Origin of the sequence: Rhodopirellula sp. MGV (assembly GCF_002251265.1) — a bacterium.
GTDB classification, from domain to species: Bacteria; Planctomycetota; Planctomycetia; order Pirellulales; family Pirellulaceae; genus Stieleria; species Stieleria baltica_A.
Genome location: NZ_NPDI01000053.1, coordinates 74,620 through 99,689 on the forward strand (window position 1 = coordinate 74,620; position 25,070 = coordinate 99,689).

Below are 25,070 nucleotides of genomic sequence, written 5' to 3' on the forward strand. Positions count from 1 at the left end.
CAAGCGTATTTCGGGATCATTTGTACGGATGCCGACAAGCAAACCAATAAAAAACGGACCGACCCACCTGGGACCGATCCGTTGCACTGAAGGTCGCTTGATTGCGATTAGTTGAACTTTTCCGTGATCACTTCGCCGGACGCTCGGGTGCCGAGTGCACCCCACAAGCCATAGGGGCTTTGTGAGCCGACGACGGAACGGCCGGTACCGCCGCTCCAGACGTTGGTGTGGTGGATGTCACCCGCTTCGATCGAATCGGTGATAAAGTTGATTGACCCGTCGCCAAACATCACATGCACACCGCCGACGTGGCGACTGCTTGGCGGAGCGACACCCATCGACGAAGCATCGCCAGTTCCGTCGCCACCGAGACAGATCTCTTTGTTCGGAGGCAGAATCGTGTTCATCCCGGTGAAGGATGTTCCACCGGACGCCCACCGAAAACCACGGCCGGAATCGAAAGCGGCAAGCGTTGGAGCCACTCCATTGGTGCCATCGGACCAAAAACCGGGACGCGATTGGTCCAAGTAGTTTTGGTGTTCACAGTGATCCGGCTCATCCCGAATTTCGACCGATTCGTTTTGAATCGCCGCAATCGTTCGGCGGTCACGGTCACCCAGGTCGGTGGTGATTTCCGCAGCAAAAATCGTGTTGGAAAGTCCGTCGATGATGTCGCGGAATCGAGTTTCTCGCCGCGCGATGAATGGCCCACGACAGCTGGAGTTGGTCTCCATTGCGATCGCAGCCGAAATGTTTTTTACCAGGACAAAGTTGGACTGTTGAAAGTTCCCCTGGTCCATCGCCCAAGCCGAATCGCCAAGACATGTCGCATAGTTCGTGCGGCCATACGCCGGTATCCCCACTCCCGGGTCACTTGGGCAACGCATCGCCGGAATCTCAGTTCGCCATGGCGGGTAATTGGCTTGTGAGGTCGGCGGTCCCATTGGGGGCCACGGCGGCGTGCGAATGGTGTCCGAGTCGTATTGCTTCGTATTGGGGCTGGAGATCTGGTCCCAGAGTCCTTGTTGCTCAAGAAACGGCGTGATGCCAACCCAGACCGACAGATCCATCCGGTTGTCTTTGTTGTCTGAGCCGTCTGAACCGTTGGACCAGGTGCCGCCCTTGTACATCGGCAGTTTTTTGTAAGCAGAGTGGTAGTTATGCAGCGCCAATCCCAACTGTTTGAAGTTGTTGCTGCAGCTCATTCGCCGGGCGGCCTCACGTGCGGCTTGGACGGCTGGTAACAGTAGCCCGACAAGGATGCCGATGATCGCGATCACCACTAGCAATTCGACGAGCGTGAATGCGTTTCGACGGTTTGAAGGACGTCGGGGCGGACGCGCTGAAAAACGAGACATGGTAAAGTGCAGGCTTGCTGGCTGGTGTAGTTGAGTGAATCACGCCACTGATAAGGCGTCGGTCGATCACCGAATCGAACCGATCCTTGGATCTTCAATGGGTCATAGGTCGTAAATTCAATCGCGGCAACCGAGGTTCGCGTCGGGCGACGAATCCTCTTCAAAACGTCGCTTTTACCAGTGGAGATCTGCCCTGGTTGTCGGAATCGGCATGCCTCATGACGGTGCTCCCCGCTTCCCCGCTGATGGAGTGGTGCGGGCTGTAAGGCGACATCAATGGCACCATCGCGGTGGCGTCATCCGCCGCTTCAACTGTAGCCGGATTTGGCTGTTCTGGCGCGTGGCTGCTGTGATCATGCCCAGGTAGATTCTCAATCGCAAACGCGGTCGTGATCCCGAATAGAAACATCGCCGTTAATTTGCCTCGGTCATGGTCGTGGAAAGCGACCTCTGGGAGGATATCCGCCAGGGCGATTCCGATGAAGAATCCGGCCGATACCGTCAATCCCCAGCCAAGCACCCTCGGGTCCCCAGTCAGGTAATCAAAACCAAGGTAAAACACGGCCGCACCGACCGGACAGGCCAAGGAAAACAAGATGCTGGCAATGTCTTGTGCGTTGAAAGACCATTTCTGTTTGTTCATTACTGAGGTGATCGCAAACGCATCGAGCGGTTTGTGCACCAAGATTGCCAGAAACGTCCCCAACCCACTGAGGCTCAGCCACGCGGTGTGTGAGGAGTCAGCGAGGACGCTGCTTGCCAACGCAATGCCGTCGACGAGTGTGTGAAGTGCCATGCCAATAAACACGCCTGCCCAACCGTACGCGTTGCCATGATGGTGATGGCTGTGGTGGTGGGCACAGTGGCTATGCGAGCCGTGGTCGTGGCGATGCAAGTCATGGCTTTCTGGCTCATGATCGTGTCGATGAACATCGTGATCATGGTCCGAATGGTCGTGATCGCCACATTCGACGTGGTCTGCCGGGGTGATCGGCAGTTCGTGATCGTGGGTATGGAACAGTCGGATCAGCAGAAACATTGCGACCATGCCGACCAAGGCCGCGAAACCAGCGTCGCGATGCGAGCCAAGGATTTCACCGCCGTGGGGCAGCAAATGCAGCATCGCGATGCCCAACATCAATCCGCCCACGCCGCTCATCAAAAGCTGCGTGCGGAGGTGCGTCATCTTCAGCAACGTCGCTAATCGTCCGCCGAACAGCGAAGCGAGCGTGATGAGGACGCAGTAGATGATCAGTATGATCGCGGGGGGCATTTAGGTTTCCAGAAGAATTGGCAACGTAAACCGCGAACCATAACTGAATCGAATCGTGATGAAAATCACACGGAGGATTGCTCTTCCATCAATCGCTTGAATTCGTCGCGATAATCTTGGTCATCCGTCGGAAAGATCTTGCGGAAGCTGTCTTGATCGACCGCGCCATGTTGGAAGCGACGTTTTTCGAAGACTGGCATGTCGACGCCGGTGACATGTTTAATACCGGCAGCGACGATCTGGCCTTTCAAGTCGTACAGTTTTTTGTGGTCCCAATCGGTCAACGCGACGAACGGGACGGCCTCGGCAATTTCGATTACGTCGGGTATCGCGTAGGGACTGAATCCCATAAATCCGAACTGTGCCGCTGGCATGCTGGTGCGGCTGTGACCACGGCTTTGTCCGCCGCTGTAGACGAGCGAGTGTTTGACGGCGTCGACTCCCCAACCCTCTTGATACAACATCCGGTTGCCCAGCACGCTGCGGATGGTCAGTTCTGGGTTTTCTTCGATGGGGTAGTCTTTCAGGTTTTCGTCACCGCCATCGCCATCGATCAGGTACTTCCAGTCTGGATATTTCTTGCGCAGCCCACGGAGCAGTGCAAAGCCCATCGTTGCCGACTGGACGTCCAGCGGTTTGTAGTCTTCCATCGCGCGATGCGTCTTGCCAGCGGACTTGCTCGGCCGGGACCTCGATCGGTTCCAGCATCATTTCCAAATTGACCGCTTTCAAGAATCGGCGTGCCTGTTCGATGTCACCGGGTTGGCCCTGAACGGCCAGCGTGAATGCTTTGATTCGCGAGGGGGATTGCCCGCGGCGACGCATTAAATAGTCGACAAGCACCAAGACCGATCCGCTATCAATTCCACCGCTGAACATCACGCCGATCGGTTCTTTCTCGTCGATCGAGATGAGGAACTGGTCGATCACTTCGGCGAGTCGCTCGATATACATCGCACCGATCGCTTCGATGTCTGCTGGCAATCGGTTTCGTTCAGGTGCGAAATAACGCGACAGTTTGGGATTCGGATCCGGGCAACCAACCAATTGAAGTTCAAGCAGGTAATGCGCGGGCACCATTCGTGTGTACGAAGGGTGGAATTGATCCGCCAAGCCTTCTTTTTTGAGTTGATCGATGATCTCGCTGATTCGCTCGGCGATGATCAACGCGGGGCCTTCGGCGCGTTTGGCGAGGAAGTATCGCATCGGGCGGCCAATCGATCGCGCCATGCGAATGGTCTTGCCACTTTGTTGACAGATCGCGAACTGGCCACGAATTTTTCGAACCGCTTCGGGGTCACCGCTCTGCACCGCTTGTTGAGCCTGCTCGGCAGACATGTTCAACAAGATGTCGCCGGCGGGATCCATCAAATTCACGACCCGTTCCAGGAGAGCCGGTGCTTGACCTTCAAATGCCAAATCGGACGGCCGTGGAGTTTGTTCTGACATGGAATTGCGGAGATAGGCGTGGCGATTCGTCGAATCCCAATGATTCGGACATCGCCAGTTTACCGCGTTTCGCCGTGACCGCGAAGCCTGTCGAACTCCTATTTGTCACTTGGCAAATCCAGATCCAGGGGGGGAAGGTTTGGCGCAGCCGCCGTTGGCGATGCCGAGGGATCGACATAGCGAATTTCGGGCAGTGTTTCGGGGCGATTAATCACCTTGGCTTCGATGATTCGATCCGGGGGAAAAGTGATTTCGTTTTTCTTTTTCGCTTTCGACGGATCAACACGTTGTAGTGAACCGAGTACATCGAAGCCTTCAATCACTCGGCCGAATACCGTTTGGCTGCGTGCGATGTGTGGCAGTGGGCTATAGAGGATCGCGAATTGGGTGCCCGCCGAATTGGGAACAAAGTCACGCGAATCGGGGATCGGTAGTTTCGCCATCACCAGCGATCCATAGAGGGGCATGCGAACGGTCGGCCGATCGTCTTCATCGACGATGAATTTCTCCGGCATCGAACTTCCGTCTCCCAAGGGGTCGCCCGAAATCGCAAGCACGTCGTCAACGACTTGAAAGAAATCAAGTCCGTCGTAAAAGCCGTCTTCGACCAAGCGGATAAAGTTTGCGACTGTCGATGGAGCTTCATTGGGATATAGCTCGATCAGGACGTCGCCACGGGTGGTCGACAAGCGGACTTGGGGCAAGTCGGCGGGATCGGAATCGCGAAGCAGTTTTTCGGCTTCGTATTGTTCTTTCAATTCATCGAGTGTGGCGAACAATCGCTTGTCGAGCTCTTCGAGTTCCTTGTCTGGCGTCAGTTTTTCATAGATGAATTTCGCCATTTCGAAATCACCGGTCATAACAGACGCACGTGCGGCGGCTTGGGCGAGGTGCACGTAACGTGCGCCGTAGTTGTAAAACAATTTGGCCGCACCGATCTTCGTTGATTCCTCGTACACGCCATGTTGAATCCGGTTTTGGACCATCGTGTTGACGAATCGAATGGCGTCGGGGAGCGAGAGATAGTCAATCAAGATCACCGCCGAGTCGTACGTATCACGAATTTCCTGGCGAGCGCGATTGCGAAGTTCGTAGTAGAGTGCGTCATCGTCGATCATCTTGTTGCGTAGCTTGGTATGAACTAAACGCATCTCCGTGACCGTTTCCTTCATCTTCGCCGACTTCGTTTTAAAGTCATCGAGTGCCTTGGTCGCCTCCGCATAGATCTCCGGTTCGACTCGTCCTCTGAGGTCCTCGAGCAACTCTTCTTCCGAAGGATCTTCTTCGCGAAGGTCGATCGATTTGCCTTCCCCAATACCCAGGCCTTCTTCATTCGAATGGTCGTGGCCATCATGAGAATGATCGTGACCGGTGTGGTCTTGCTCCATGCCGGATTCGGGGTCCGGGATGGGCTGTGGGAACGGGATCGCCGGCGGGGTGCCAGATTCTGCGGTTTGGGCTTCCGATTGGTCGTTTGACGTGACCTCTTGGGAGAATCCGTTCGATGTGACGCAGCCAATCAGGGTTGCAGCGAGGAAGGTCAAAGATTTCGACATCGGGAAATACGCAGAAGATTGCGGGGAATGGATCGTGGTTGCCGGATGTGCTCGGATCTGCCAAAGCAGACCCAAGGCTTGGTTACGCAGCGACTGGCGATCTGGTTTGGCAAAACTTCAGCCGTTGTCTTGACCGCTGCCTTGTTTCGGACCTGGGCAAACCCTGCGGGCCTCGTATACTTCGGGGATGAATCGCCGCAGAAAAAACAAATCTGACAACTTCCGCCGCTCCTCAGATGATACCGGGGCGTCACAGGACGATCGAAGCAAACCAGGGAAACCGGCCAAGCGTCGCCCCATCAAACTGCGGATCATCGGCGGCCACATGCGTGGCCGAACGGTTGTCTATCACGGTGCAGACTTTACCCGCCCGATGAAAGACAGTGTTCGCGAGAATTTGTTCAATATCCTGGGGCAACGTGTCCGCGGCAGCGATGTGGTGGACCTGTTTGCCGGGACCGGTGCGGTGATGTTCGAGTCGCTTAGCCGTGGTGCGAGTTCTGCGATTGCGATTGAAAGGAGCCGCCATGCTTGCTCGTTCTTGAAATCGAGCGCCGAAACACTCGGCGTCGCGGACAAGCTCCGTGTGATCAACTCGGACACCTTCCGAATCGCTCCCGGATTGTTGGGCCCACCACCTGCAGATGCCCCCCTGAATGACACTCCCAGGGTGGTTTTCTTCTGTCCGCCCTATGAAATGTGGGAATCACGTAACCAAGAACTTCGTGATCTGGTGAACCTGGCGATCGCCCATTCGCCACCATGCAGCGTGATCGTTTGTGAAACGGACAAGCATCAAGAAGAGTCGCTCCTGCCGACGGCCAATTGGGACCATCGATGCTACGGCGGGACCCGGTTGTCGATTCTTGAACCTGAGCTCGTCTGTGGTCTTCAGTAGACAACGATCTGATCGAAAGTGATTAGATCGACGAACGCATGCGATTGACGAAGTTGAGAATCTCGGCGACGGCCTGATAGAGCTCGAACGGAATCATCTTTCCGATCTCGACGTTTTTGAACAAGAATCTTGCCACCGGTTTTCGTTCGACAACCGCGACCCCATTCTCTTTTGCGATCTGAATGATCTTCTTCGCGATGTGATCGGCACCTTTTGCGACGACCACGGGCGCGTCCATTGTTGCGCGATCGTATTTCAATGCGACGGCAAAGTGAGTTGGGTTGGTAACCACGACGTCGGCCTTGGGGATCTCGGCAAACATCCGTTGTCGGCCCATTTCGGCTTGCAATTGTTTGATGCGTGCACGCATCATCGGATCGCCTTCCGTCATTTTCTGCTCGTCTTTCAAATCTTGCCGACTCATCTTCATGTCTTGCAAGTGTTTCCATTTCTGAAAACCGAGATCAATCAGGGAAAGCACCGTGATCGTTGCCGCGACGGCCACCGATGTGTGTAGCAGCAGTCCGCCAAGATAGCCGAGCATTTCCTTGGACGTGCTCGCACCCGTGGTGGTGATCTCTGCGATTCTGCCCCATCCGACAAAAATGGTGATCGCGATAATCACCGTCGCTTTGGCCAGGGCCAGCACACCGCGAACTGCCGCACGGCTGGAGAACATCCGTTTGAAACCCTCGATCACGCTCAGTTTGTCGAGCTTTAGTTCCAATGGTTTCGAACTGATGTTGAAATTCGTTTGCAGCAAGCCTGACGTGGCGGCGACAGCGGCAACCGGCAAAATCAGCGCCAAGACAGCGGCTCCGATCGTGGACGTCTCTTCGATGATGACACGGATGATCATGCGTGGGTCGAGCAGCACGAGTTCGAAACTCGTCAACCGTCGCGAGATCAAACCGGTGATCGTTTCGAAGAACCAAGCCCCGGCGAACCAAAAGAAACCCGTCGCCATCGTGAGGATGACAGCGCTGACCAGTTCGCTACTGAATCCGATTTGGCCATCCTCGCGGGCCTTGCGTAGGCGCTGCGGGGTGGCGTCTTCTGTTTTCTGATCTTTCTCCTGTCCCTGTTCAGCCATCGTCTTGGTTCCTTACCCGGCAAGTAGGGCCAAAATCGATTCGATGTCTTCTTGTACGCGATAGAAATACATTTCCATCGCGCCAAAAATAATCGGGCTAAACACAAACAGCAGCATCACGCCGAAGCCGACGCGGAGGGGCATTCCGATTGAAAACAAATTCAGCGAAGGTGCCGCACGATTTAAAAACGCGAGGACCAGTGTGACCATCATCAGCATCACCAGGACGGGCGCGATGATCAGCAATCCGTAGTCATCCGAATTGCCAAAAGCGGTCACAAACGCTTCGGTCGGAAGCGTCATCATTCCGACCTGCGTCAACATGTAATGGAAAGAAAAGTGCAGCGTCAGGATGATGAAGTGGTGCAGGTTCAGTGCAAAGAAAACCAGGATCGAAAACGATTCAAAGACACGCGAAACCAGTGTGGATGAATCCTGGCTGCTGGGGTCGCTAATCGCTGCCAGCGACAACCCCAATTCCTGTGCGATGTAGGAACCTGCAATACGGCTTGGCCAAAAGAACAAGCCGAGCAACAGGCTGAGCAAGATTCCCGTAAAGACTTCCTTGAAGACGAGAAACGTAAAGACCCAGCCTCCGATGTCGTCGAGCTCGGGAACATCAATGACGTTTTTGGCGTCTGCATACCAAAAGAACGACAGCGCGGCCGCAAGGCCCGCTTTAACATGCGAGGGGAGTTGTCGTTTGGTGAACAGCGGGAAGAACGCTACGAAAACCGAAACACGCGCCATCACCAAAAGGAATAGGGCGATGTCACCGGTCATTTGATCAGGTCAACCATCTGGACAAAGAGGCTGATCGTGTAGTTCTGTAGCGTTTCTAAGTACCACGTCGCCATGAACATCAGGACGCAGACGACGGCGATGATCCGCGGCGCAAAAGACAGCGTTTGTTCTTGAACACTGGTGACGGTCTGGCCGATGCTGATCAGCAAACCGACGATCAAGCTGACCGCAACAACGGGGGCCGAAAGCAGCAGGGCGAGCGCAAAAAACTCGCGGCCGATGTATACGGCGTCTTCAATATCCATGACAAAGTCCAATCCATGGTGCTTGTCAGAGGTTCAACAGCGTCCAATACCACTATCCATAGCGGTTTTGGGGGCCGCATCGCAAACCTATTTTCCGAGCGCGTCGATGAGTTGGTCCACCAAAACTGGATCGTTCATCGCGGCAAGGATTTTGGATTTCTGGCGGTCTGGCATTTTTTGCAGCAATGATGCCGCAAAGCTGAGCTTGCCATTATTGGCAAACTCCCGAAGGTAGTCGGATGCCTGTTCGGGAGCCAGGTTGGCGAACCAACTCTTGACGTCTTCGACGCGGTCATCCATCGGTGCGGTCTCGGCCTTCTCAGCCGATTCGATCTTCGCCTTCGTTTTGTCTAGCTCTTCCTTGCGTTGATCGAGCATTGCGAGAGAGGTCGAAACCTCATTCTTGAGTTGCTCCAAAACGGCAAGCTTTGTCTCGATGCCTTCGCTGAACGCCTTTAGTTCGTCTTGTTCGGTGGTCAGGTCATCGAACATCAATTTGATGCGGGCTTCGTCACGCTTGACCTTTTTCTCACGTTCGGCGAGCTCCTGTTCCATGCGTTTGATCGAGTCGCTCATCTGTAGAACCGCTTCGACCGAAACATCATTGTCTGGGCGAAAGGAGACCGGCATCGGCTCGCCGGGGAGGACTTCTTCGGTATCGCTCGGGGGCATGCTTTCGCCTGACCCATCGGCAAGTTCTTCTGGCGGTTCAGCAGGGTCCGACTGCATCAACATGTGTGTCGCGCCGGCAGATAGTCCAAATATGATGATGCATGTCAGCATCGCTGCGATGATCGCTTTCATCGATTAGCCCTCAGCAAAGTCTCGTATGGCCTGTTCGTCGGCGAGTGTGAATTGTTGTGCTTGTTGCTCGGATTTGACGGCCAGTCGAAGCTGGTCGACAAGGATCTCCATCCCACGCAGTCTCGTACGCTGCTGCAACACTTGTGACTGAAGTTCCTCACGTTGCTTTTGAAGTTCCCGGCAACGCTCGTGTTCGGTGTTGATCTTTTCGTCCAAGCCGTCGATCCACACGTGTGATTGCGTCAGTAGCTCAAGTGTCGGTTTTGTGCCAGAGGCAAATGAGTCTTGATCACGTTGGCGAATCAGTTGAGCAATGTTGTTGCGGATCGCGTTGATTTGGCTGTCGAGGATATTTCGTTTGCCGACCAACGCGTTCAGGCGGTTGGTTTCGACCTTGCAAATCCTTTGTGTGCGTTTCAGTTTTTGCTGCGTACTCATCACGCGGGCCTCGTGATCAGCTCATTCAGACGCGCCAGTTCGGCGGTCGTGTGTTCCAGGTCACTGGGCTGGTTCATTCCTTGACGCAAGAAACGGTTCAGCTCGGGTTGCACTTCGATGGCGCGGTCAGATTCCAACATCGAACCTTTTTGGTAGGCGCCGATTTGAATCAGGTCTTCGACTTCGACATATTTGGCCAGGGCGCGGCGGACTGCGCCGGCGTGTTGACGGTGGTGTTCATTGGCAACCTCGCCGAATAGTCGGCTTGCGCTGCTGAGCACATTGATCGCGGGGTAATGGTTTTGGTGAGCCAGTTTGCGATCGAGGACGATGTGTCCGTCAAGGATCGAACGCGCCGCATCGGCGACAGGTTCGTTCATGTCGTCACCGTCGACCAAGATGGTTAATAGTCCCGTGATCACACCGCGATCGCTGGTTCCGAGTTGTTCCAGAAGCCGAGCCATTTTTTGAAACACGCTTGGAGTGTAACCGCGCGATGTCGGTGGCTCGCCGAGCAGCAATCCGAGTTCTCGCTGTGCATGCGCGAGGCGAGTGAGCGAGTCCAACATGAACAGGACGTTCATGCCTTGCATCCGGAACCAGTTCGCGATGGCTACGGCCGATTCGCTGGCCCGGATCCGTGCGAGTGGCGGTTGGTCGGATGTCGACACAATGACGATCGAACGTTTTAGTCCTTCGGGGCCGAGTGTGTCTTCGATAAAGGGGCGAACTTCGCGTCCGCGTTCGCCAATCATCGCGACGACGTTGATATCGCAGAGCGCGTGTTTTGCGATTTCGCCAAGCAGCGTGCTTTTACCGACACCGCTTCCGGCAAACAGTCCTACGCGTTGTCCCTGCCCCATTGTCAGCATGCCGTCAATTGAGCGGATACCAGTCACAAAGGGTTCGCGGATCAGCGGGCGCGTCAGTGGGTCCGGGGATTCAAAGTGCAGGTCTGCGAATTCGTTGCAATGGATCGGGCCCTTTGAATCAATCGGACGGCCCAGCGCATCGATGACACGACCGAGCAGTTCTCGGCCGACGGGTATTTCTAAACGGCGACGTGTGGAGACAACGACGTTGCCACGCTGGAAGTTGACGCCGGCGTTGTAGGGCATCAACTGTGCCTTTTCGTCATTGAAGCCGATGACTTCGGCGAGCACATGTTGGTTGTTGGACGTCAGGATTTCGACCATCTCGCCGACTGCGGCATCAATGGTCGCGCACATTTTTCCTTCAACACTTTGCAAGCGTCCTGTCGTGCGGATCCAGTCACGGTTCTCGAGCATGCTGGTGGTCATCGGATGCCTCCTGCTTCTTGCCGCAATCGCAAGCTTGCCGCATCCAAGAACGCGTCGAGCGATGCGAGCAGTCCTTTGCCTTCAATTTCAACTCGGCAGTCACCGGGTTGGACGGTCGTGTCGGAAACGATGTCGATCGCGTCGTGTTGACGTAAGGTTTCGTTTTCGGCCAGGGCGTTAACGACGGTTGGATGGACGAAGATCACGGCGTCTTTACTGGATTGCAATTCGCTGAGCAAGCAATCTGTGAAGTGTTTGACGCGGGTGGCGATCAGTTCGTGATCGTCGCCGAGTGCTTCCCGGGCGATCTGGCAAGCTGTCGAAATCAACTTCGCTTCGATCTGTTCGAATTGTTCCTTGCGACTTTGTTGCAGTTCCGCGATCGCGGCGGTCATCACGTCGATCGAGTTCACCACGTCATCGAATGGGTTCTTTGCCGGTTCGGCTTGGATCTGTGTGACGTGACCCGTGGTGGTTGATACGGTTGACAGATTCTTTGGAAAGGGAATTTGAATTGTTGGCATATCAGTCGATGCTCACCTCTCCGGATTCGCAAAGCGTGCCGAGGGTTTTGGCAACGCCGGTACGCGATTCTTCGATATCTTCGTCTGCCGCGTTGGCCTTGAATTCGATTTCTTCTTGCAGCGCTTCTTTGGCACGTTTGGACATGTTGCCAAGCACTTTTTCGAGCAGCTCGGGTTCGACCTGTTGAAGTGCCAGGACCAACTGATCGGTTTGGCATTGTCCGAGCAGTTTTTGCATGTCGCGGTCGCTAAGCCGGTTGAGGTCTTCGAAGCGGTACAGTTGGCTTCGCACGGATTCGCAAAGTGCCTTGTCGCGTTTTTGCAGTTCGTCCAGCATCGGTCCACGGAGTGGCCGCGGCAGCGAACGCATCATGTTGGCCATCTTCTTCGAGCATTCGACTTCGATTTCTCGTTCTTCGACGCTGAGCGCAATCTCCAAGGTCTTGGCGAAGATCCGTTGTTGAATCATCAGCGTGACTTTGGACGGACGCGCGAGCTCCAAGAAGACCTTGGGGCGTACGAGTTCGGGAAGAAACTCCAGCGTCTTGGCCGCGTGTTCGTTGGCGAGCTTTCTTAGCACGATCGCGGACGCCGCCGGCAATTCGTCTTTCAGCGCTTGGGCGACCTGGTAGGGGTGCATCTGGTTCAAGTCACGGATCACGTCGCCGGACAGTTTGGGCCGTTCAAATTTTTTGATTGGCTCCAGTTCGACGTCAAAGGATTCTTCGGCGATTTGAAAGATGCGAAGACCTTCTTCGTCTTCGCCTTCCTGGTCTGGGGTTTGGGCCTTGTTTTGAAGTGCCAGTCGAAAGTAATTTTCAAAGTCGTCGACGACCAATTCGATCTCGTCGTCACTTGGCGGGTAATCCCTAAAGTCTTGCAGGGCTTGGTCCAGTTCCGCGCGTGCCGGACCGGCAATTCCTTGACGAGCCATTTCGGTGGCTTCGTCACCCATTAGATAGAGCAGAAGCGCTAGGCGTTCCTGTCGCGTTAGCATCGTTTTCATCGCGGCAACCTCGCTCCGCTAATCACGCGGCATTCTGTTTACCAGAATCTTTAGCCCCATCGGCGCCAGACCATGCCTTGACGACCTGTGCGAAGACCTCCGGATTTTCTTTGATCAATCTCGACAATTCGCTGACGCTCTCACTGCGAGCGCCCGCGGCTTGCCCCTCCCCGCGTCCGGCGCGGGAACTGCTGCTTGGCCCAAACTTCCGCAGCAACATAAGACCTAGCACAAACGCCAAAAGCGCGGCAATTGCAAGCGACCCCTTTTCGACAATTGAGGTGATCTTCGTCCAGTCAAACGATGCGACCGGTTCAGCCTGAGTGAACAAAGGTTCGGAAAACGGAACAATCTTGACCGAAATGGTATCTGAGTCATCGCGGAATCCGACGGCGTTCTTGACCGTCTGGTTGATCGTCTCTGCCAAGTCTGGCATCAGCGTGCCGTCTTCCTGTTTGACACCGGGGGCTTCCGAGTTCACCAGTACGCTAACGGTCAAAAAGTTTCGAATCGGCGTCGAGTTCGCAGACGTCTCTTCGGTGATCGGAACGAGGTAGGTCGTCTTGATATTTTCTGATTTGCTTTCAACGCCGTTCTTTCCATTGGCGCCTGCGGATGCGTTCAGGTTCGAAGCCACACCGGCTGGCCCGACCGGGGCGGGCTGGACATTCGTCGTTGTTTCGGACTGCAGGTCTTCTTGACTCGGGACGGCACCTTTGGAGTCATACTTGGTGATCTTTTTGGAGCCTTGTGTAAACGTCATGTCCAGGCTGACTTGGACGCTGGCGTTCCCATAGCCGAGGAATTGCAGCAATTGCGATTCGGCCTTTTCGGCGAGCTTACGTTCGGCCTGTGCGATGTATTCGACTTGGCTGGCGATCTGGCCGACCTGTTCGTCTGGAACGGTGTAGCTGCGCCCGTCGCGGTCCGTAATTTGAACGGATTCGGGGGCGAGGTCTTCGACAGCAAAGGCGACGAAGGAAGCGATCGATGACGCCTGTTGGTCGGAGAGTTGGCTGCCATCGCGAAGCGTCAGTAGGACGCTCGCCGACGGTGGGCTGGATTTCCGTTCGAACGGGCCTTTGTCAGGGATGTTCAAGTGGACGTCAGCATGATCGACGATCGCGATCTTTTCGATCGTTGCGGCGAGGCTGAGTTGTTTTTGAATACGAGCGACGTTGTCGCGTTCTTTAGGGCTGCTGAGCGCGCCGCCAAACATAGCGCCGCCTTCTTGGGATGCGTTTGCAACACCATGGGTGCGGGCCAGTCGTCGCGCTTTGGCAAAGTCTCGTTTATCGACCAACAGGTTCCCGCCGGCGCCGGACAGTTGGTACTCGATACCCTCTTTAGCGAGGGCGTCAATGACACGGTCCATTTTGTCGCTGTCGTCTTGACTGACCAGCACAACGAAGTTGGGCTGCACAGACCAGTAGCCGACACCGCCGATGGTGACCGCGCAAAGCACTGCTAACAACAGGATCCCGACGCGAGCGGCGGGAGAGCTCTGATGCCAAATGGACAGCAGTGAGTCGATATAGGGTTGGATAACGTTCAAGGTTCGTCAGTTCTTGTTCGCGTGGGGAGAACAGCTGTGACGCTTAGAATTGCATACGCATCAATTCGTTGTACGAATCAACGATTTGGCTGCGGACTTCCATAAACACTTGGAAGGACATTTCGGCTTTGACAACTTCCATGACGACTTGTTGGACGTCTTGGGTTTGTCCGGTGACCAGGCTTTCGATTGCCTGTTCGCTGCGTAGTTGGTCTTCGTTGGCTTGTGACATCAAGTCCAAGAAGATGTTTCGGTCGCCACCCTTTTCGGTAGCTGGCGCGGCCGGGGCGGCTTGGGTTGGATTGGTAAACCCAGGGGACTGGATATTCACCGATGCAACAGGCGGCAAAGCAGACATCACTGGCCTCCTTGAAGAAGCGTTAAGGTTTGTTCGACCATCTCTTTAAAGACGCTGATCGCTTTCGTGTTCGCTTCATACGAACGACTCGCGGTGATCAGGTCCACCATTTCCTCGGGGATTTTGACGTTCGACAGTCTGACGAAACCGTCCGCATCGGCGTGCGGGTGCGAGGGGTTGTAGACCGTCGGAAATTCGGTTGCATCGGGCTGCACTCCCACGACTTGGACACCGTGGAGTGCCGCGGCCGATTTCGGGTTGGCCATCGAATCTGCGGCGGCGGCGAACACGACCGCTTGGCGGCGATAGGGATCGCCGTTGTCGGTCATGGTGGTCGACGCATTGGCCAGGTTGTTCGCCGTGACTTCCATGCGGAAGCGTTCTGCGGCGAGGCCAGAGGCAGCGATATCGATCGTGGGGAAGTTAACCATGTCGGATGTCCTTATCCTGAAATTGCTCGTCGCATCGTCGAGACACGGGACGCAAGTAGCTGGGTATACGTTTGGAACGCAAGCGCATTCTTCTTCAGCTGTGCGACTTCCTGTTCCAGGTTGACGTTGTTGCCGTCAAGACGTTCTTCCAAGCCTTCTGGCATTTCGATTGCGCGCTCGATGTCACTTTCGCTGACGCCTTGACCGGCATTCTCGGCCGTCGCCGCGTCGGCGTTCGTTTGTTGCATCTCGAGCATCTTTTGAAAATCCAAACGCTTGGTTTGGTAACCAGGCGTATTTACATTCGCGATGTTCTGGCTGACAACGCGATGCCCTTTCTCGCTCGCATTGACTGCAGAGCTGAGTAAATCGATTTGGTAAAATATTCCGTTCATGCCAGTTGTATCGGCCTGAGAAGCTATTCCCGTTAAGGACATCTTTCGGGGATATCCCGCGAAACGCCGTGATTGGGCGATCTGAGCGTGAGGGTGTTCCCTCAATTGCCTCATGACGACCTGCCTTTGCAGGGATGTTCAAGTCGATCTCTATCGATGAACTAAGAATCGAGTGAGGGCCTGTTACGAGACCGCGCCGTGATACCGATGACGATCACACGCGCCCCTTCCAGTTGTCTCGTGGCCAACGGAATGTCGCACGGGTGGGTGCGTATCCTTGCTAGCCCTCGACATTGGTGCATCCCAATTCCATGGTGGCGGTAGCCCGCAAGATACGATTCAGAAATTATGGATATAGCGACAATCATCGGATTGATCATGGGCGCCGGCCTGATCCTCGCGTCGATCGCGATGGGCGGCGGTGGCCTTGGTCCCTTCATCGATGTTCCCAGCGGAATGATCGTTTTCGGTGGAGCGATCGCTGCTTCGCTGATCAACTTTCCCTTGAAAGCCAACTTGGGTGCGTTCGCTGTCGTCCTCAAGGCTTTCCTGTTCAAATTGCCATCCGCGCAAGACACCATCGCGCAGTTCAAAAAGTTTGCCGAGGTGGTTCGGAAGGACGGCTTGCTTGCGCTCGAAGACCAAGCGTCTCAAGTCTCCGACGATTACATGAAACGCGGATTGGAATCATTGATCAGTGGCGTTGCGGCCGAGGACGTTGCCCGGTCGCTCGAAACCGAGTTGGGCTATATCGAACAGCGGCACGCCACCGGTAAGAAAATCATTGATGCCGCAGGTGCGGCAGCGCCCGCGTTCGGGATGATCGGAACCCTGATCGGACTCGTCCAGATGCTTCGATCCCTTGACGACCCTAGTCAGATCGGTGGTGGTATGGCGGTCGCGTTGCTCACGACGCTCTACGGTGCGTTGGTCGCTAACGTGGTCTGTATTCCGATCGCCGGAAAGCTGGAAACACGGAATGCCGAAGAAAGCATGATTCGCGAACTGATGATTTGCGGAATCACATTGCTTGGCGAAGGCGAAAGCCCGCGTGTCGTGGAAGAAAAGCTACTCAGCTTCCTCGCGCCGAAGACGCGAAAGGCTGTCGCGAAGGGATAGTTGAATGGGCAAGGATAAACCGCCAGATCCGCCGGCAGATATCCCAGCATGGTTCATGACGTACAGCGACGTGATTACGTTGCTGATGACGTTCTTTATTCTGTTGCTGACATTCGCGACCACCGAACCCGAGCGATTCGAAAAGGTAACGGTCAGCGTGTTCGGTGCCGCCGGCGCGACCGGTGTCGCGGGGCACAAGCATGAACAGTTGGACAAAGACTCGTTCACGACACGGATCCGTCCGCGTGTTGCCCGACTCGCAGTCCAAGGTGCAGAGATGCCACCGATCGAAAAGGAAGTTGCCAAAGCAGCTGTAGGCAAAGGACTGGAAGGTCCAACCGAGGCCGAAGCAAAACGCGACGTGATGAAGACCTTCGCTTTCGAGTTGCCGATCAAGCGGATGGTCGAAGACAACATGACCGTGAACCGCCAAGGTGCTCAGGCGGCGGCCAAACTTGCCGAGCAACTGCGTTCGCTAAGTATCCATTGCGTGCTGGAATTCGGCGAACGGGATTTAGAGGACCGCGTCTGTGCCTTTGCCGATTACCTGTACCACGTCGAAAAAGCTCGACCCGGTCAGATCGGAACTGCGATCTCCGAAAATGTCACTTCAGGGATGGTGCGTATCGTCATTGAACAATACGAGAGTGGGCGATGAGCAAGAAGAAGAAACCGCCACCAAGTGCGCCAAGTAAGGCGTACCTCGTTTCGTTCGGTGACACGATGACCGCCCTCCTGGCGTTCTTTATCGTGCTCAATTCGTTGGCAAAAGAGCAGACCGGCGCCAACATGTACGCCGGGACTGGATCCTTCGTGAACGCATTTACCACTTCGGGTAAGCCAGGTCGACTGGGCGGTGACCGTTCGGCGGACGTGATTCAAGGCGAAGCGAACAAGCCGCTTTACGCACTCGCTGAGAACTTGGACAAAAATGAGAAGCAGGAGAATGTCGGGCCCGACGAGAACAACAACAACGAGCGAGTGGTTGACCGAGATCGGGAGCAGTTTCAAAAATTCTTAAACGATCTCGAAGAAAAAATCGATCTGAAAACGCTTCCACAAATCGAAGGTCAGGTCGTCTTTGATTCGTTCCAGCCGGCCGACCCCAAGACCGGTAAGCTCAGCTTGCATGCAACTCAGTTGATCTCCGAAGCGATTGCAAAGATGCGCGACGAGAAGATGGTCATGGAAATCGTACTCTGGGCCGACATGCCCAAGGCGTCGAGTTTGAAACGAACGCTGGACAAGTCCGCTGCGATGCGTAAAGAGATTGAGTCCACGTTTTGGATGGATCAATCGACGCGGTCGCGGATCAAGTATCGGGTCAAGCCCTGGCTGTTCGCGGACGCGAAACGTCCTTACCTTTCAGTAATCTTGGGACGGCAAGCGTCTCCTGGCCAAGCGCCGTCGCAGTAGCGTTCGATTATTCGAAGGTTGGCAATTCGAATGCGACACCGCGTTGCAATTGATGCCCGCGCATCCATTGCTCACCAGACATTTGGTTCTTCCCCGCCGGTCGTAACGAGTCGATTCGCAGAAGCCCGTCACCGCAGCAGACGACCAAGTCCTTGCCACCGGTGACTTGTCCTGGCACCAAGCCATTTGAGCCGTCTTCGATGTCGGCATCCTCAACGTTCGAAACCGCCAGCACGGCGATCCGCTGAGCGGGTTTACCCGATCGCACTTCGATCTCCGAGTACGCGATCGGCCAAGGCTGCATGCCACGCACATGGCAATCGATCTTTGCCCGCGGCCATGTCCAATCGATTTGTGCTTCGCGTTTGTTCAGTCGTGGTGCCTTCGTTGCCAGCTCCGGATCTTGGATCTCGCCGATTGTCTGTTCGCCGTCCCATTGGCGAAGCTGGTCGATCGATTGAATCACCAGTTCGACGCCTAGTTCGGACAAGCGTTCTTCGAGTTCGCCCGCGGTCTCGTCCGGCGTAATCGCTGTCGCGGTTTTGGCGATCACCGGCCCACCGTCCAAGCGGGGCGTCATGTGGATGACGCAAACACCCGTTTCAGGATCACCGCTCAGCAGTGCACGTTGGACTGGTGCGGCACCGCGGTAGGCTGGCAGTAATGAGCCGTGCAGGTTGATGCCACCTAGGCGAGCGACACCTAAGGCCTGTGGTTTCAGGATTTGTCCGTAGTCGCAAACGACCAGCAAGTCCGGCGCGAGTTCAACCAGTTTGCGGACCGCTTCATCGTCGTTGATGATCATCGGATCGAAGATCGGCAGTCCGTTTTCTTCTGCCCAGGTGCGCACCGGCGCGGGCGGCGGGCCTTTGCGGCTTTTTACCGGCGGTTCCGGTTTCGTCACGACGGCGACAATCGAGTCACCGGATTTCCGGATGGCTTCAAAGCTAGGGACGGCAAATGGGCCCGTCCCCATAACAACAATTTTGAGTGCGTTCGGTGTGCTCACGATTCAAGCGCTGCGACAAATGGAGAGGTGCGGCGAAAGCTGGGAAGTGGGGCGTGCGATCAGCAGTATTTGTCGGTCCACTTGCTCAGTCTTGCGACCAGTTCTTCGTCGGACGGAATCGCGCCGGTCGATTGTTTGGAGCGAAAGTCCGTTTCGAACTCTTCCAGTTCTGGGAGCAGATCCTGACGCGACTGATCTTTCATTCGGTCGAAGAACATCATGCCGTCCAGGTGATCGATTTCGTGCAAAAAGACGCGGGCGAGGAACCCTTCGATCGTCGTATCAATTGCATTGCCGTTGATATCGTACGCGCTGATCCGGATCGATTTCGGCCGGATCACTTCACCGGTTACGCCAGGGATACTCAGGCACCCTTCGGAGGATGTCTCGTTGCCTTTGGGACGCTGAACCTCTGGATTCAAAATCACGTACTCTTCGCCTTCGCCGCGTTGTCCGGTCGGGTTTGCGACGAACATTCGCAAGGGCAGGTCGACTTGATTGGCAGCCAGTCCGACACCGTTGTGTTCGTACATCAGGTCCAGCATCTCCTGAGCGATCTGTTTCAGCTCGGCGTCGACCTTGCGAATCGGCTTGCTGACGTAACGCAACGTGGGGTGGGGATAATGGATGACTTCGAGCGGCATGACGTTCCAAATGAGAAAGAGTGGTCGGTTTGGGATCGTCTATAATGACCGATTGATGCCGTCTTGTCAGTCGGGTGAAGGCAAGATCGCAGCTTGAAATCGCTTCCCATTTGGTCTTGACCACGGCATAGGTGCCCCCTCGACATTCCGACTCGCATTTGCCAGGATCGGTGCAACCGCATTTTGCCTCGGTCAAGGTCCACGCCCAAGCGTACGATCGGCGGCTATATTGTCGGTTCCCTCCTCCACTCTGCTGATCGACCGCCCGCTTCTCGATTTACCGCTCAGACCGTCCATGCAAGTGTCACCCAACCAAAATGCGATCGGATTGCTGCACCGGCTCGTCGCCGATCCGATCAGCCGGGTGTGCACGCGCGAAATTGGCGGCGCGACGGTCTATGACTTTGGCGTGGAAACACTCGGATCGGCGCGTGCCGGTCGTGATCTCGCAAGGGTTTGTATGGGGGGGCTTGGTCATGTGCGCATCGCAGCCTGTGACTCCGAAGTCTTTGCGTCCTCCAATCAAGTGCTAGTTCAAACCGATGCGCCGCTGATTGCCTGTTTGGGATGTCAGTACGCGGGTTGGCCAGTCCAAGTGGATGACTACTTCGCGATGGGAAGCGGCCCGGCTCGCATGCTGCGTGGGCGGGAAGCCGTTTTGGAAAAATACAATCTTCGCGACACCGAAGCATCGATCGCGATCGCGGTACTCGAATCGGAAACGTTGCCAACCCCTGCGGTAATCGACCATGTCGCCGATCAGGTTGGGATTTCGGTGGAGCACCTCAAGGTTTGCATCGCACCTTGCACGACGCTTTCCGGGTCGATCCAAGTGGTGGCCCGCAGCATCGAAACCGCGCTTCATAAAATTGACGAGTTGGGATTCGACGTCGCGTCAATCGTCAGCGCTTGTGGATCTGCGCCGTTGCCACCGCCAGCCAAGCGTGGTGACATCGTTTCTGGAATCGGCCGCACCAACGACGCAATGTTGTATGGCGCGGAGGTGACGCTTTACGTTGATGCCGACGATGATGCAATCGAAGCTGTTTACCGGCGAGTGCCCAGCGGTTCGTCCGACGACTACGGTCGACCGTTTGCAAAGATCTTTGCGGATTACGATTTCGATTTTTACAAAGTCGATCCATCGCTGTTCAGTCCCGCCGTCGTGACGATTTGTAGCTTGCAAAGCGGACGTTCGTTCCGGGCTGGTAAACTTGCCCCCGAAGTGCTGCGTGAGTCGTTTTTGAAATGACCGATTCAGCTCAGGCGGCCCACCGAATGGTCGCCGTGAAGTCGGCTCGGTTTCTAATGTTGGGCCCGGAATCTGGTTGGCACGTGAATCAGTTGCGTGCCGCTTGTGATCGCCATGGTTGTGATTTTCAATCGGCGACCTATGAATCGCTCCGTTCCTCGATCGATCGACAAACTTACAATCACTGTTCCGCCGGGCGGATCGATACGTTCGATGGCATTTTGACCCGTACGATGCCCGCGGCGTCAATGGAATTGTTGACGTATCGGTTGGCAGTGCTGCATGGAATCGTTGACGGCGAGTGCGGACAACAAGTCGCGATGATCAATCCTCCTCGGGGACTTGAGTGGGCGATCGACAAGTTCGCCACAACGATGCGTTTGGCCGCGGCCGGATTTCCGGTTCCAGAAACTCGTGTCGTACAAAATCGCCAAGACGCGTTGGAAGCCTTCGCTGAACTGGGGGGCGACTGCATCGTCAAGCCGGTCTTTGGTGGCGAGGGGCGGGGGGTGATGCGGGTCCGCGACCGCGAGCTTGCATGGACTTGTTTTTCCACACTCGAGCAATTGAACGCGATCATCATCGTTCAGCGATTCATACCGCCAGGTGGTCGTGACACCCGATTGTTGGTGATTGGCGAACGGGTGCTAAGCTTCCGTCGCAGCAACGACCAGTCTTTTCGAACCAACGTTGCCAGCGGGGCGAAGTGCGAAGCGATCGAAACGGATTCTTTGCTCGCCAGCCAAGCCGTTGAGATCGCCCGAAAGCTTGGCTTGCATTTTGCTTCCGTCGACATCATCGACAATGTGGCAGGGCCGCCGTTATTCTTGGAAGTCAACGCGATCCCCGGCTGGAAAGGTGCCCAGTCGGTTTGTGGCGAAAACATCGCCGAACTGATCGTCGAATGCCTTCGTCACCTTTCCAGTCAAACACGCTAATGGCCAGCCAAGTTCGAGACGGAAATGTTGCTTCGAGGTTAGAAGTGATCGCTTCGCTAGCACCCGGCGGAATCGCGATCGCAGAACCTTGTGGGCCGCGGACCAAAGAGGGGACGCGAAGCTATTCGCTGACAACGTTCGATAATCTTGAAAAACAAAGCGACGCGATCGCGGCGGGATTGGTCCGTTGGGGACTCCGTCCCGGGATGCGCGTCGCGATGTTGGTCCCGTTCGGTGCGCAATTTATCGAGTTGGTTTTCGCGCTGTTGAAATCTGGCGTGACGGTGATCTTGATCGATCCGGGCATCGGGCGGAAACACTTGATCAAATGCTTGTCTGATGCAAAACCCGATGGCTTTGTCGGGATCACCAAGGCTATGGCGATCCGGACCGTTCTGAAACGCAAGTTTCCAGCGGCGAAGTGGAATGTCACCGTCGGTCGGCGATTGTTCTGGGGCGGAAAAACGCTCGATCAAATCAAGCAAATGGGGCAACCCGGCGAAGGTGAATCGCGAAAGCAAGTGCTACCGCGGGTCGAACGTGCTGACCCTGCCGCGATCATTTTTACCACCGGAAGCACCGGTCCGCCCAAAGGCGTGCTGTACACGCACGGGACGTTCCACGCACAAATCGACCGGATCCGCGAGCGGTACGACATCCATCGCGGTTCTCGTGATCTAGCGTGTTTTCCCTTGTTCGGTTTGTTTGATGCCGTGATGGGCGTCACCACGATCATCCCTGACATGGATCCGACGCGGCCCGCCGATGTCGATCCGGTTCGTCTGATTGAAGCAGCCGAGCAATGGGAGGTTGATCAATCGTTCGGTTCGCCAGCGCTCTGGAACACGGTACTCCGTTGGTGTGAGCAAAATGGGGTGCAAGACCCGTTCCCAAGCATGCGGCGAATCCTTTCCGCGGGTGCACCCGTCCCGGCATCAACGATGCAGCGGTTGAGGCGACTTCTGCACGAGGACGCTGACATCTACACGCCGTATGGTGCGACCGAGGCGTTGCCGTTGGCGTCAATTGAGTCGCGTCAGATTATCGAAGAAACTGGCCCAGCGTCGGTGCGCGGTAAAGGCGTTTGCGTCGGGACAAGGTTTGATGACGTGCAGTGGAAAGTGATCGCGATCAACGACGGACCGATCGCGTCGATGGACCAGGTCCAGGAGCTGCCACAAGGCAAGACTGGCGAACTGATGGTCAGCGGCCCAATGGTGACGACGCAGTATGTCGTGCGTGCTGATCAAAATGCGCTTCATAAAGTCACCGATGGCGATCGCGTTTGGCACCGCATGGGTGACGTCGGATACTTGGATCGTCAGGATCGATTCTGGTTTTGTGGTCGAAAAGCCCACCGCGTCACGCAGGGCAAAAAGACGTGGTACACCGTTCCTTGCGAGGCAATCTTCAACGCGCACCCCGGTGTCTATCGCTGTGCATTGGTTGGCCGTGGGACGCCAGGGAATCAAACGCCGGTGGTGTTGGTGGAGCCGGTCCCAGAAGCGTGGCCGAAGACGGAAGCTGAAAAAGAAAAGTTGTGCGAGGAACTGCGTACACTGGCTTCGTTGAACCCGATCACCTGCCGGATCGCTGACGTTGTGATTCGTGACCAGCCTTTGCCAACAGACATTCGGCACAACAGCAAAATCTTTCGCGAGCGTTTGGCGGCGGAATTGAACGGCGAGCAATAGCTTTCGGAAAAAGCAGGTCGATTGCCAAAGTCCCGCGCCAGATTGGTGTACGATAAGTGCCGAGGTGGGGTGCCCGTAGTCCGATCGCTGATGATCGTGGGCGTGGACGCTCCGATACGCCGAGGCCTGTGATGATCATTCCGTATAGCACCGATACGCCGCTTTATCATTGGCCGATCGTCACCGGCAGCGTGATCGCGATCAACGTCATTGCGTTCTTCACCATCACCATCGGCGTTCTCTCGGGATCGCTAAGTTTCGAAGACATCCAATGGTTGATGCTGATGCCGGATCAGATCAACCCTCTGCAGTGGATTACCAGCCTGTTCATTCATGCGCATATCGCGCACTTGATCAGCAATATGTTTTTCCTGTTTGTGTTCGGTTTGATCGTCGAAGGCAAAGCAGGGTCGCTGCGGTTCTCCGCGATTTTCTTCGGTGTGGGCATCGCAGTCGCCGCGATCACTCAGGTCGGCCTTTATGTCACCGGGAGCGAAATCCCTGGTGTGGGAGCTTCGGCCGCGATTGCCGGATTGATGATGGTCGCGTTGCTGTTTGCACCCGAGAATGAAGTTTATTGGTTGCTATTCGTCTGGCGAATCGACACGCCGATCGCGGTGTTTTCGATGTACTTTATCGCGCTCGATGTTTTGGGGGTCGCGATTTCTGGATTCGAAGTCACCGCCGCGACGGGGCACGTTCTCGGCGCCACGCTAGGGTTTCTGGCCGGGGCGTATTTGTTGCGGACCGATCAAGTGGACTGTGAAGGATGGGATGCGGTGTCTCGCAACGATTGGTTGAAGCAGTATCCGATTCTGTATAGCGACAAACAGCGGCAGCGAGACAAGACGCGCACCGTTGACGACTTCGACCCGGTCACCAGTGCGTTGGCACTCGAGGGCGGCGACGTCGAAAACGCTGTTCGATATGGTTCAACCACCATCCCAGAAGTCGCAAAGTCGTACCAGGAAGACCGCAAGAAACGTCAGGAAAAACGCAAGCTGCAACGCGGCAAGCAGCAGCGAAAATACAAGCGGGTGCATCAAACCGTCGCCGAACAGTTGACATTGAAGTGCCAAGCCGATCCCGAATTTAATCGGATGGCGTTTGTGTTTCGCGAAAGTTTGAAAGCCGGCAACATGATCGAGGCGCAACGGCAATTTCGAGCTCTCGATTCGGCCAAGCTAATTCACGGTATCGCTGAGCAAACACTGATTGCCTTTGCGAAACAGCTTGGCAAAGCGAATCAGTGGACCGATGCAATTCGCCCGCTGATGGTGCTGATCGAAAAGCAGGGTCCGATGATGGATGAAGGTCGAATCACGTTGGCACAAATTCAAGCCAAGGTGATGAAACGGTCGGACTTGGCAATCAAGACACTCGAGCAAATCGAATCGCCTCCTCCACCCAGTGAGCCAAATCAGCCAGTTGTGGTTCCTGAAGTGATCCGCCGCCGTGACGAACTGCTTTGCAAGTTCAAGCAGACCGTTTAAGGGGCTGTTTCAAAATA

The 25,070-nt window shown here is 55.5% G+C and carries 27 protein-coding genes; 8 read left to right on the forward strand and 19 right to left on the reverse strand.

Annotation, left to right across the window (positions count from 1 at the left end; translation table 11 throughout):
* Positions 1 to 107 precede the first annotated feature (107 nt).
* The 5 genes from CGZ80_RS19610 to CGZ80_RS19625 all read right to left on the reverse strand — a co-directional run bounded on the left by CGZ80_RS19610 (position 108) and on the right by CGZ80_RS19625 (position 5,636).
* Positions 108 to 1,358 (reverse strand): DUF1559 domain-containing protein, encoded by a 1,251-nt coding sequence (locus CGZ80_RS19610; protein ID WP_094417376.1) that lies wholly within the window; start codon positions 1,356 to 1,358, stop codon positions 108 to 110.
* A gap of 160 nt (positions 1,359 to 1,518) precedes the next feature.
* Entirely contained in the window at positions 1,519 to 2,631 is a 1,113-nt protein-coding gene (locus CGZ80_RS19615; RefSeq protein WP_094417377.1) for a ZIP family metal transporter, read from the reverse strand.
* 65 nt (positions 2,632 to 2,696) lie between these two features.
* Complete coding sequence (locus CGZ80_RS28760) at positions 2,697 to 3,242, reverse strand: hypothetical protein (RefSeq protein WP_233148536.1); 546 nt, start codon at positions 3,240 to 3,242, stop codon at positions 2,697 to 2,699.
* Entirely contained in the window at positions 3,166 to 4,080 is a 915-nt protein-coding gene (locus CGZ80_RS19620) for an asparagine synthase-related protein (protein ID WP_233148537.1), read from the reverse strand. The genes CGZ80_RS28760 and CGZ80_RS19620 overlap by 77 nt, the downstream gene beginning before the upstream one ends.
* A 98-nt stretch (positions 4,081 to 4,178) precedes the next feature.
* Positions 4,179 to 5,636 (reverse strand): peptidylprolyl isomerase, encoded by a 1,458-nt coding sequence (locus CGZ80_RS19625; RefSeq protein ID WP_094417378.1) that lies wholly within the window; start codon positions 5,634 to 5,636, stop codon positions 4,179 to 4,181.
* Between the two features lie 187 nt (positions 5,637 to 5,823).
* Between CGZ80_RS19625 and CGZ80_RS19635 the strand changes: the two genes are divergently transcribed.
* Positions 5,824 to 6,534: an RsmD family RNA methyltransferase gene (locus CGZ80_RS19635; protein ID WP_094417380.1), complete on the forward strand. Its 711-nt coding sequence runs from the start codon at positions 5,824 to 5,826 to the stop codon at positions 6,532 to 6,534.
* A 22-nt stretch (positions 6,535 to 6,556) separates the two neighbouring features.
* On the opposite strand, the gene flhB is transcribed toward CGZ80_RS19635, so the two are convergent.
* From flhB to flgB, 12 genes are all read right to left on the reverse strand, one after another.
* Complete coding sequence (flhB, locus tag CGZ80_RS19640) at positions 6,557 to 7,627, reverse strand: flagellar biosynthesis protein FlhB (RefSeq protein WP_094417381.1); 1,071 nt, start codon at positions 7,625 to 7,627, stop codon at positions 6,557 to 6,559.
* A gap of 12 nt (positions 7,628 to 7,639) precedes the next feature.
* The gene (locus CGZ80_RS19645; RefSeq protein ID WP_094417382.1) at positions 7,640 to 8,410 is read right to left on the reverse strand and encodes a flagellar biosynthetic protein FliR; all 771 of its coding nucleotides are present in this window, start codon (positions 8,408 to 8,410) and stop codon (positions 7,640 to 7,642) included.
* A complete protein-coding gene (locus CGZ80_RS19650; RefSeq protein ID WP_094417383.1) occupies positions 8,407 to 8,676 on the reverse strand; it encodes a flagellar biosynthetic protein FliQ in 270 nt (89 codons plus the stop codon). Before CGZ80_RS19650 ends, CGZ80_RS19645 begins: the two co-directional genes overlap by 4 nt.
* Positions 8,677 to 8,763: 87 nt before the next feature.
* The gene (locus tag CGZ80_RS19655; RefSeq protein ID WP_094417384.1) at positions 8,764 to 9,480 is read right to left on the reverse strand and encodes a hypothetical protein; all 717 of its coding nucleotides are present in this window, start codon (positions 9,478 to 9,480) and stop codon (positions 8,764 to 8,766) included.
* 3 nt (positions 9,481 to 9,483) lie between these two features.
* Positions 9,484 to 9,918, reverse strand: coding sequence for a flagellar FliJ family protein (locus tag CGZ80_RS19660; RefSeq protein ID WP_094417385.1), 435 nt, complete (start codon positions 9,916 to 9,918; stop codon positions 9,484 to 9,486).
* Positions 9,918 to 11,219 (reverse strand): FliI/YscN family ATPase, encoded by a 1,302-nt coding sequence (locus tag CGZ80_RS19665; protein WP_094417386.1) that lies wholly within the window; start codon positions 11,217 to 11,219, stop codon positions 9,918 to 9,920. Before CGZ80_RS19665 ends, CGZ80_RS19660 begins: the two co-directional genes overlap by 1 nt.
* The gene (locus CGZ80_RS19670; protein WP_094417387.1) at positions 11,216 to 11,743 is read right to left on the reverse strand and encodes a FliH/SctL family protein; all 528 of its coding nucleotides are present in this window, start codon (positions 11,741 to 11,743) and stop codon (positions 11,216 to 11,218) included. Before CGZ80_RS19670 ends, CGZ80_RS19665 begins: the two co-directional genes overlap by 4 nt.
* A 1-nt stretch (position 11,744) precedes the next feature.
* A complete protein-coding gene (locus CGZ80_RS19675) occupies positions 11,745 to 12,749 on the reverse strand; it encodes a FliG C-terminal domain-containing protein (protein ID WP_094417388.1) in 1,005 nt (334 codons plus the stop codon).
* A 22-nt stretch (positions 12,750 to 12,771) separates the two neighbouring features.
* Complete coding sequence (locus CGZ80_RS19680; protein WP_094417389.1) at positions 12,772 to 14,304, reverse strand: flagellar M-ring protein FliF C-terminal domain-containing protein; 1,533 nt, start codon at positions 14,302 to 14,304, stop codon at positions 12,772 to 12,774.
* A gap of 43 nt (positions 14,305 to 14,347) precedes the next feature.
* Complete coding sequence (gene fliE / locus CGZ80_RS19685) at positions 14,348 to 14,662, reverse strand: flagellar hook-basal body complex protein FliE (RefSeq protein WP_094417390.1); 315 nt, start codon at positions 14,660 to 14,662, stop codon at positions 14,348 to 14,350.
* Positions 14,662 to 15,093, reverse strand: a complete 432-nt coding sequence (gene flgC / locus CGZ80_RS19690) for a flagellar basal body rod protein FlgC (protein ID WP_094417391.1) — start codon at positions 15,091 to 15,093, stop codon at positions 14,662 to 14,664. Before flgC ends, fliE begins: the two co-directional genes overlap by 1 nt.
* An 11-nt stretch (positions 15,094 to 15,104) precedes the next feature.
* Entirely contained in the window at positions 15,105 to 15,488 is a 384-nt protein-coding gene (gene flgB, locus CGZ80_RS19695; RefSeq protein WP_158222784.1) for a flagellar basal body rod protein FlgB, read from the reverse strand.
* 348 nt (positions 15,489 to 15,836) lie between these two features.
* Between flgB and CGZ80_RS19700 the strand changes: the two genes are divergently transcribed.
* The 3 genes from CGZ80_RS19700 to CGZ80_RS19710 are packed head-to-tail and all read left to right on the forward strand — an operon-like array spanning position 15,837 to position 18,023.
* Complete coding sequence (locus tag CGZ80_RS19700; RefSeq protein WP_094417393.1) at positions 15,837 to 16,607, forward strand: motility protein A; 771 nt, start codon at positions 15,837 to 15,839, stop codon at positions 16,605 to 16,607.
* 4 nt (positions 16,608 to 16,611) lie between these two features.
* Complete coding sequence (locus tag CGZ80_RS19705; RefSeq protein ID WP_094417394.1) at positions 16,612 to 17,265, forward strand: flagellar motor protein MotB; 654 nt, start codon at positions 16,612 to 16,614, stop codon at positions 17,263 to 17,265.
* A complete protein-coding gene (locus CGZ80_RS19710) occupies positions 17,262 to 18,023 on the forward strand; it encodes a flagellar motor protein MotB (protein WP_094417395.1) in 762 nt (253 codons plus the stop codon). Before CGZ80_RS19705 ends, CGZ80_RS19710 begins: the two co-directional genes overlap by 4 nt.
* Before the next feature lie 7 nt (positions 18,024 to 18,030).
* On the opposite strand, the gene fmt is transcribed toward CGZ80_RS19710, so the two are convergent.
* Both fmt and def read right to left on the reverse strand, forming a co-directional pair.
* Entirely contained in the window at positions 18,031 to 19,032 is a 1,002-nt protein-coding gene (fmt, locus tag CGZ80_RS19715; RefSeq protein ID WP_255407720.1) for a methionyl-tRNA formyltransferase, read from the reverse strand.
* Positions 19,033 to 19,091: 59 nt separating this feature from the next.
* Positions 19,092 to 19,676 (reverse strand): peptide deformylase, encoded by a 585-nt coding sequence (def, locus tag CGZ80_RS19720; RefSeq protein ID WP_094417397.1) that lies wholly within the window; start codon positions 19,674 to 19,676, stop codon positions 19,092 to 19,094.
* Positions 19,677 to 19,971: 295 nt separating this feature from the next.
* Between def and mch the strand changes: the two genes are divergently transcribed.
* From mch to CGZ80_RS19740, 4 genes are all read left to right on the forward strand, one after another.
* Positions 19,972 to 20,928 carry a methenyltetrahydromethanopterin cyclohydrolase gene (gene mch, locus CGZ80_RS19725; RefSeq protein ID WP_094417398.1) on the forward strand — a complete coding sequence of 319 codons (957 nt, stop codon included), beginning with the start codon at positions 19,972 to 19,974 and terminating at the stop codon, positions 20,926 to 20,928.
* On the forward strand, positions 20,925 to 21,866 hold the full coding sequence (locus tag CGZ80_RS19730) for a RimK family alpha-L-glutamate ligase (RefSeq protein ID WP_094417399.1): 942 nt from the start codon (positions 20,925 to 20,927) through the stop codon (positions 21,864 to 21,866). Before mch ends, CGZ80_RS19730 begins: the two co-directional genes overlap by 4 nt.
* On the forward strand, positions 21,833 to 23,560 hold the full coding sequence (locus CGZ80_RS19735; protein ID WP_233148538.1) for a fatty acid CoA ligase family protein: 1,728 nt from the start codon (positions 21,833 to 21,835) through the stop codon (positions 23,558 to 23,560). Before CGZ80_RS19730 ends, CGZ80_RS19735 begins: the two co-directional genes overlap by 34 nt.
* A 131-nt stretch (positions 23,561 to 23,691) precedes the next feature.
* The gene (locus tag CGZ80_RS19740) at positions 23,692 to 25,053 is read left to right on the forward strand and encodes a rhomboid family intramembrane serine protease (RefSeq protein ID WP_094417401.1); all 1,362 of its coding nucleotides are present in this window, start codon (positions 23,692 to 23,694) and stop codon (positions 25,051 to 25,053) included.
* Positions 25,054 to 25,070 lie beyond the last annotated feature (17 nt).

Excerpts from the sequence above, each read along its gene's own strand:
- CGZ80_RS19610 (WP_094417376.1), bottom strand. The coding sequence starts at position 1,358 with ATGTCTCGTTTTTCAGCGCGTCCGCCCCGACGTCCTTCAAACCGTCGA.
- CGZ80_RS19615 (WP_094417377.1), bottom strand. The coding sequence starts at position 2,631 with ATGCCCCCCGCGATCATACTGATCATCTACTGCGTCCTCATCACGCTC.
- CGZ80_RS28760 (WP_233148536.1), bottom strand. The coding sequence starts at position 3,242 with ATGGGCTTTGCACTGCTCCGTGGGCTGCGCAAGAAATATCCAGACTGG.
- CGZ80_RS19620 (WP_233148537.1), bottom strand. The coding sequence starts at position 4,080 with ATGTCAGAACAAACTCCACGGCCGTCCGATTTGGCATTTGAAGGTCAA.
- CGZ80_RS19625 (WP_094417378.1), bottom strand. The coding sequence starts at position 5,636 with ATGTCGAAATCTTTGACCTTCCTCGCTGCAACCCTGATTGGCTGCGTC.
- CGZ80_RS19635 (WP_094417380.1), top strand. The coding sequence starts at position 5,824 with ATGAATCGCCGCAGAAAAAACAAATCTGACAACTTCCGCCGCTCCTCA.
- flhB (WP_094417381.1), bottom strand. The coding sequence starts at position 7,627 with ATGGCTGAACAGGGACAGGAGAAAGATCAGAAAACAGAAGACGCCACC.
- CGZ80_RS19645 (WP_094417382.1), bottom strand. The coding sequence starts at position 8,410 with ATGACCGGTGACATCGCCCTATTCCTTTTGGTGATGGCGCGTGTTTCG.
- CGZ80_RS19650 (WP_094417383.1), bottom strand. The coding sequence starts at position 8,676 with ATGGATATTGAAGACGCCGTATACATCGGCCGCGAGTTTTTTGCGCTC.
- CGZ80_RS19655 (WP_094417384.1), bottom strand. The coding sequence starts at position 9,480 with ATGAAAGCGATCATCGCAGCGATGCTGACATGCATCATCATATTTGGA.
- CGZ80_RS19660 (WP_094417385.1), bottom strand. The coding sequence starts at position 9,918 with ATGAGTACGCAGCAAAAACTGAAACGCACACAAAGGATTTGCAAGGTC.
- CGZ80_RS19665 (WP_094417386.1), bottom strand. The coding sequence starts at position 11,219 with ATGACCACCAGCATGCTCGAGAACCGTGACTGGATCCGCACGACAGGA.
- CGZ80_RS19670 (WP_094417387.1), bottom strand. The coding sequence starts at position 11,743 with ATGCCAACAATTCAAATTCCCTTTCCAAAGAATCTGTCAACCGTATCA.
- CGZ80_RS19675 (WP_094417388.1), bottom strand. The coding sequence starts at position 12,749 with ATGAAAACGATGCTAACGCGACAGGAACGCCTAGCGCTTCTGCTCTAT.
- fliE (WP_094417390.1), bottom strand. The coding sequence starts at position 14,662 with ATGTCTGCTTTGCCGCCTGTTGCATCGGTGAATATCCAGTCCCCTGGG.
- flgC (WP_094417391.1), bottom strand. The coding sequence starts at position 15,093 with ATGGTTAACTTCCCCACGATCGATATCGCTGCCTCTGGCCTCGCCGCA.
- flgB (WP_158222784.1), bottom strand. The coding sequence starts at position 15,488 with ATGAACGGAATATTTTACCAAATCGATTTACTCAGCTCTGCAGTCAAT.
- CGZ80_RS19700 (WP_094417393.1), top strand. The coding sequence starts at position 15,837 with ATGGATATAGCGACAATCATCGGATTGATCATGGGCGCCGGCCTGATC.
- CGZ80_RS19705 (WP_094417394.1), top strand. The coding sequence starts at position 16,612 with ATGGGCAAGGATAAACCGCCAGATCCGCCGGCAGATATCCCAGCATGG.
- CGZ80_RS19710 (WP_094417395.1), top strand. The coding sequence starts at position 17,262 with ATGAGCAAGAAGAAGAAACCGCCACCAAGTGCGCCAAGTAAGGCGTAC.
- def (WP_094417397.1), bottom strand. The coding sequence starts at position 19,676 with ATGCCGCTCGAAGTCATCCATTATCCCCACCCCACGTTGCGTTACGTC.
- mch (WP_094417398.1), top strand. The coding sequence starts at position 19,972 with ATGCAAGTGTCACCCAACCAAAATGCGATCGGATTGCTGCACCGGCTC.
- CGZ80_RS19730 (WP_094417399.1), top strand. The coding sequence starts at position 20,925 with ATGACCGATTCAGCTCAGGCGGCCCACCGAATGGTCGCCGTGAAGTCG.
- CGZ80_RS19735 (WP_233148538.1), top strand. The coding sequence starts at position 21,833 with ATGCCTTCGTCACCTTTCCAGTCAAACACGCTAATGGCCAGCCAAGTT.
- CGZ80_RS19740 (WP_094417401.1), top strand. The coding sequence starts at position 23,692 with ATGATCATTCCGTATAGCACCGATACGCCGCTTTATCATTGGCCGATC.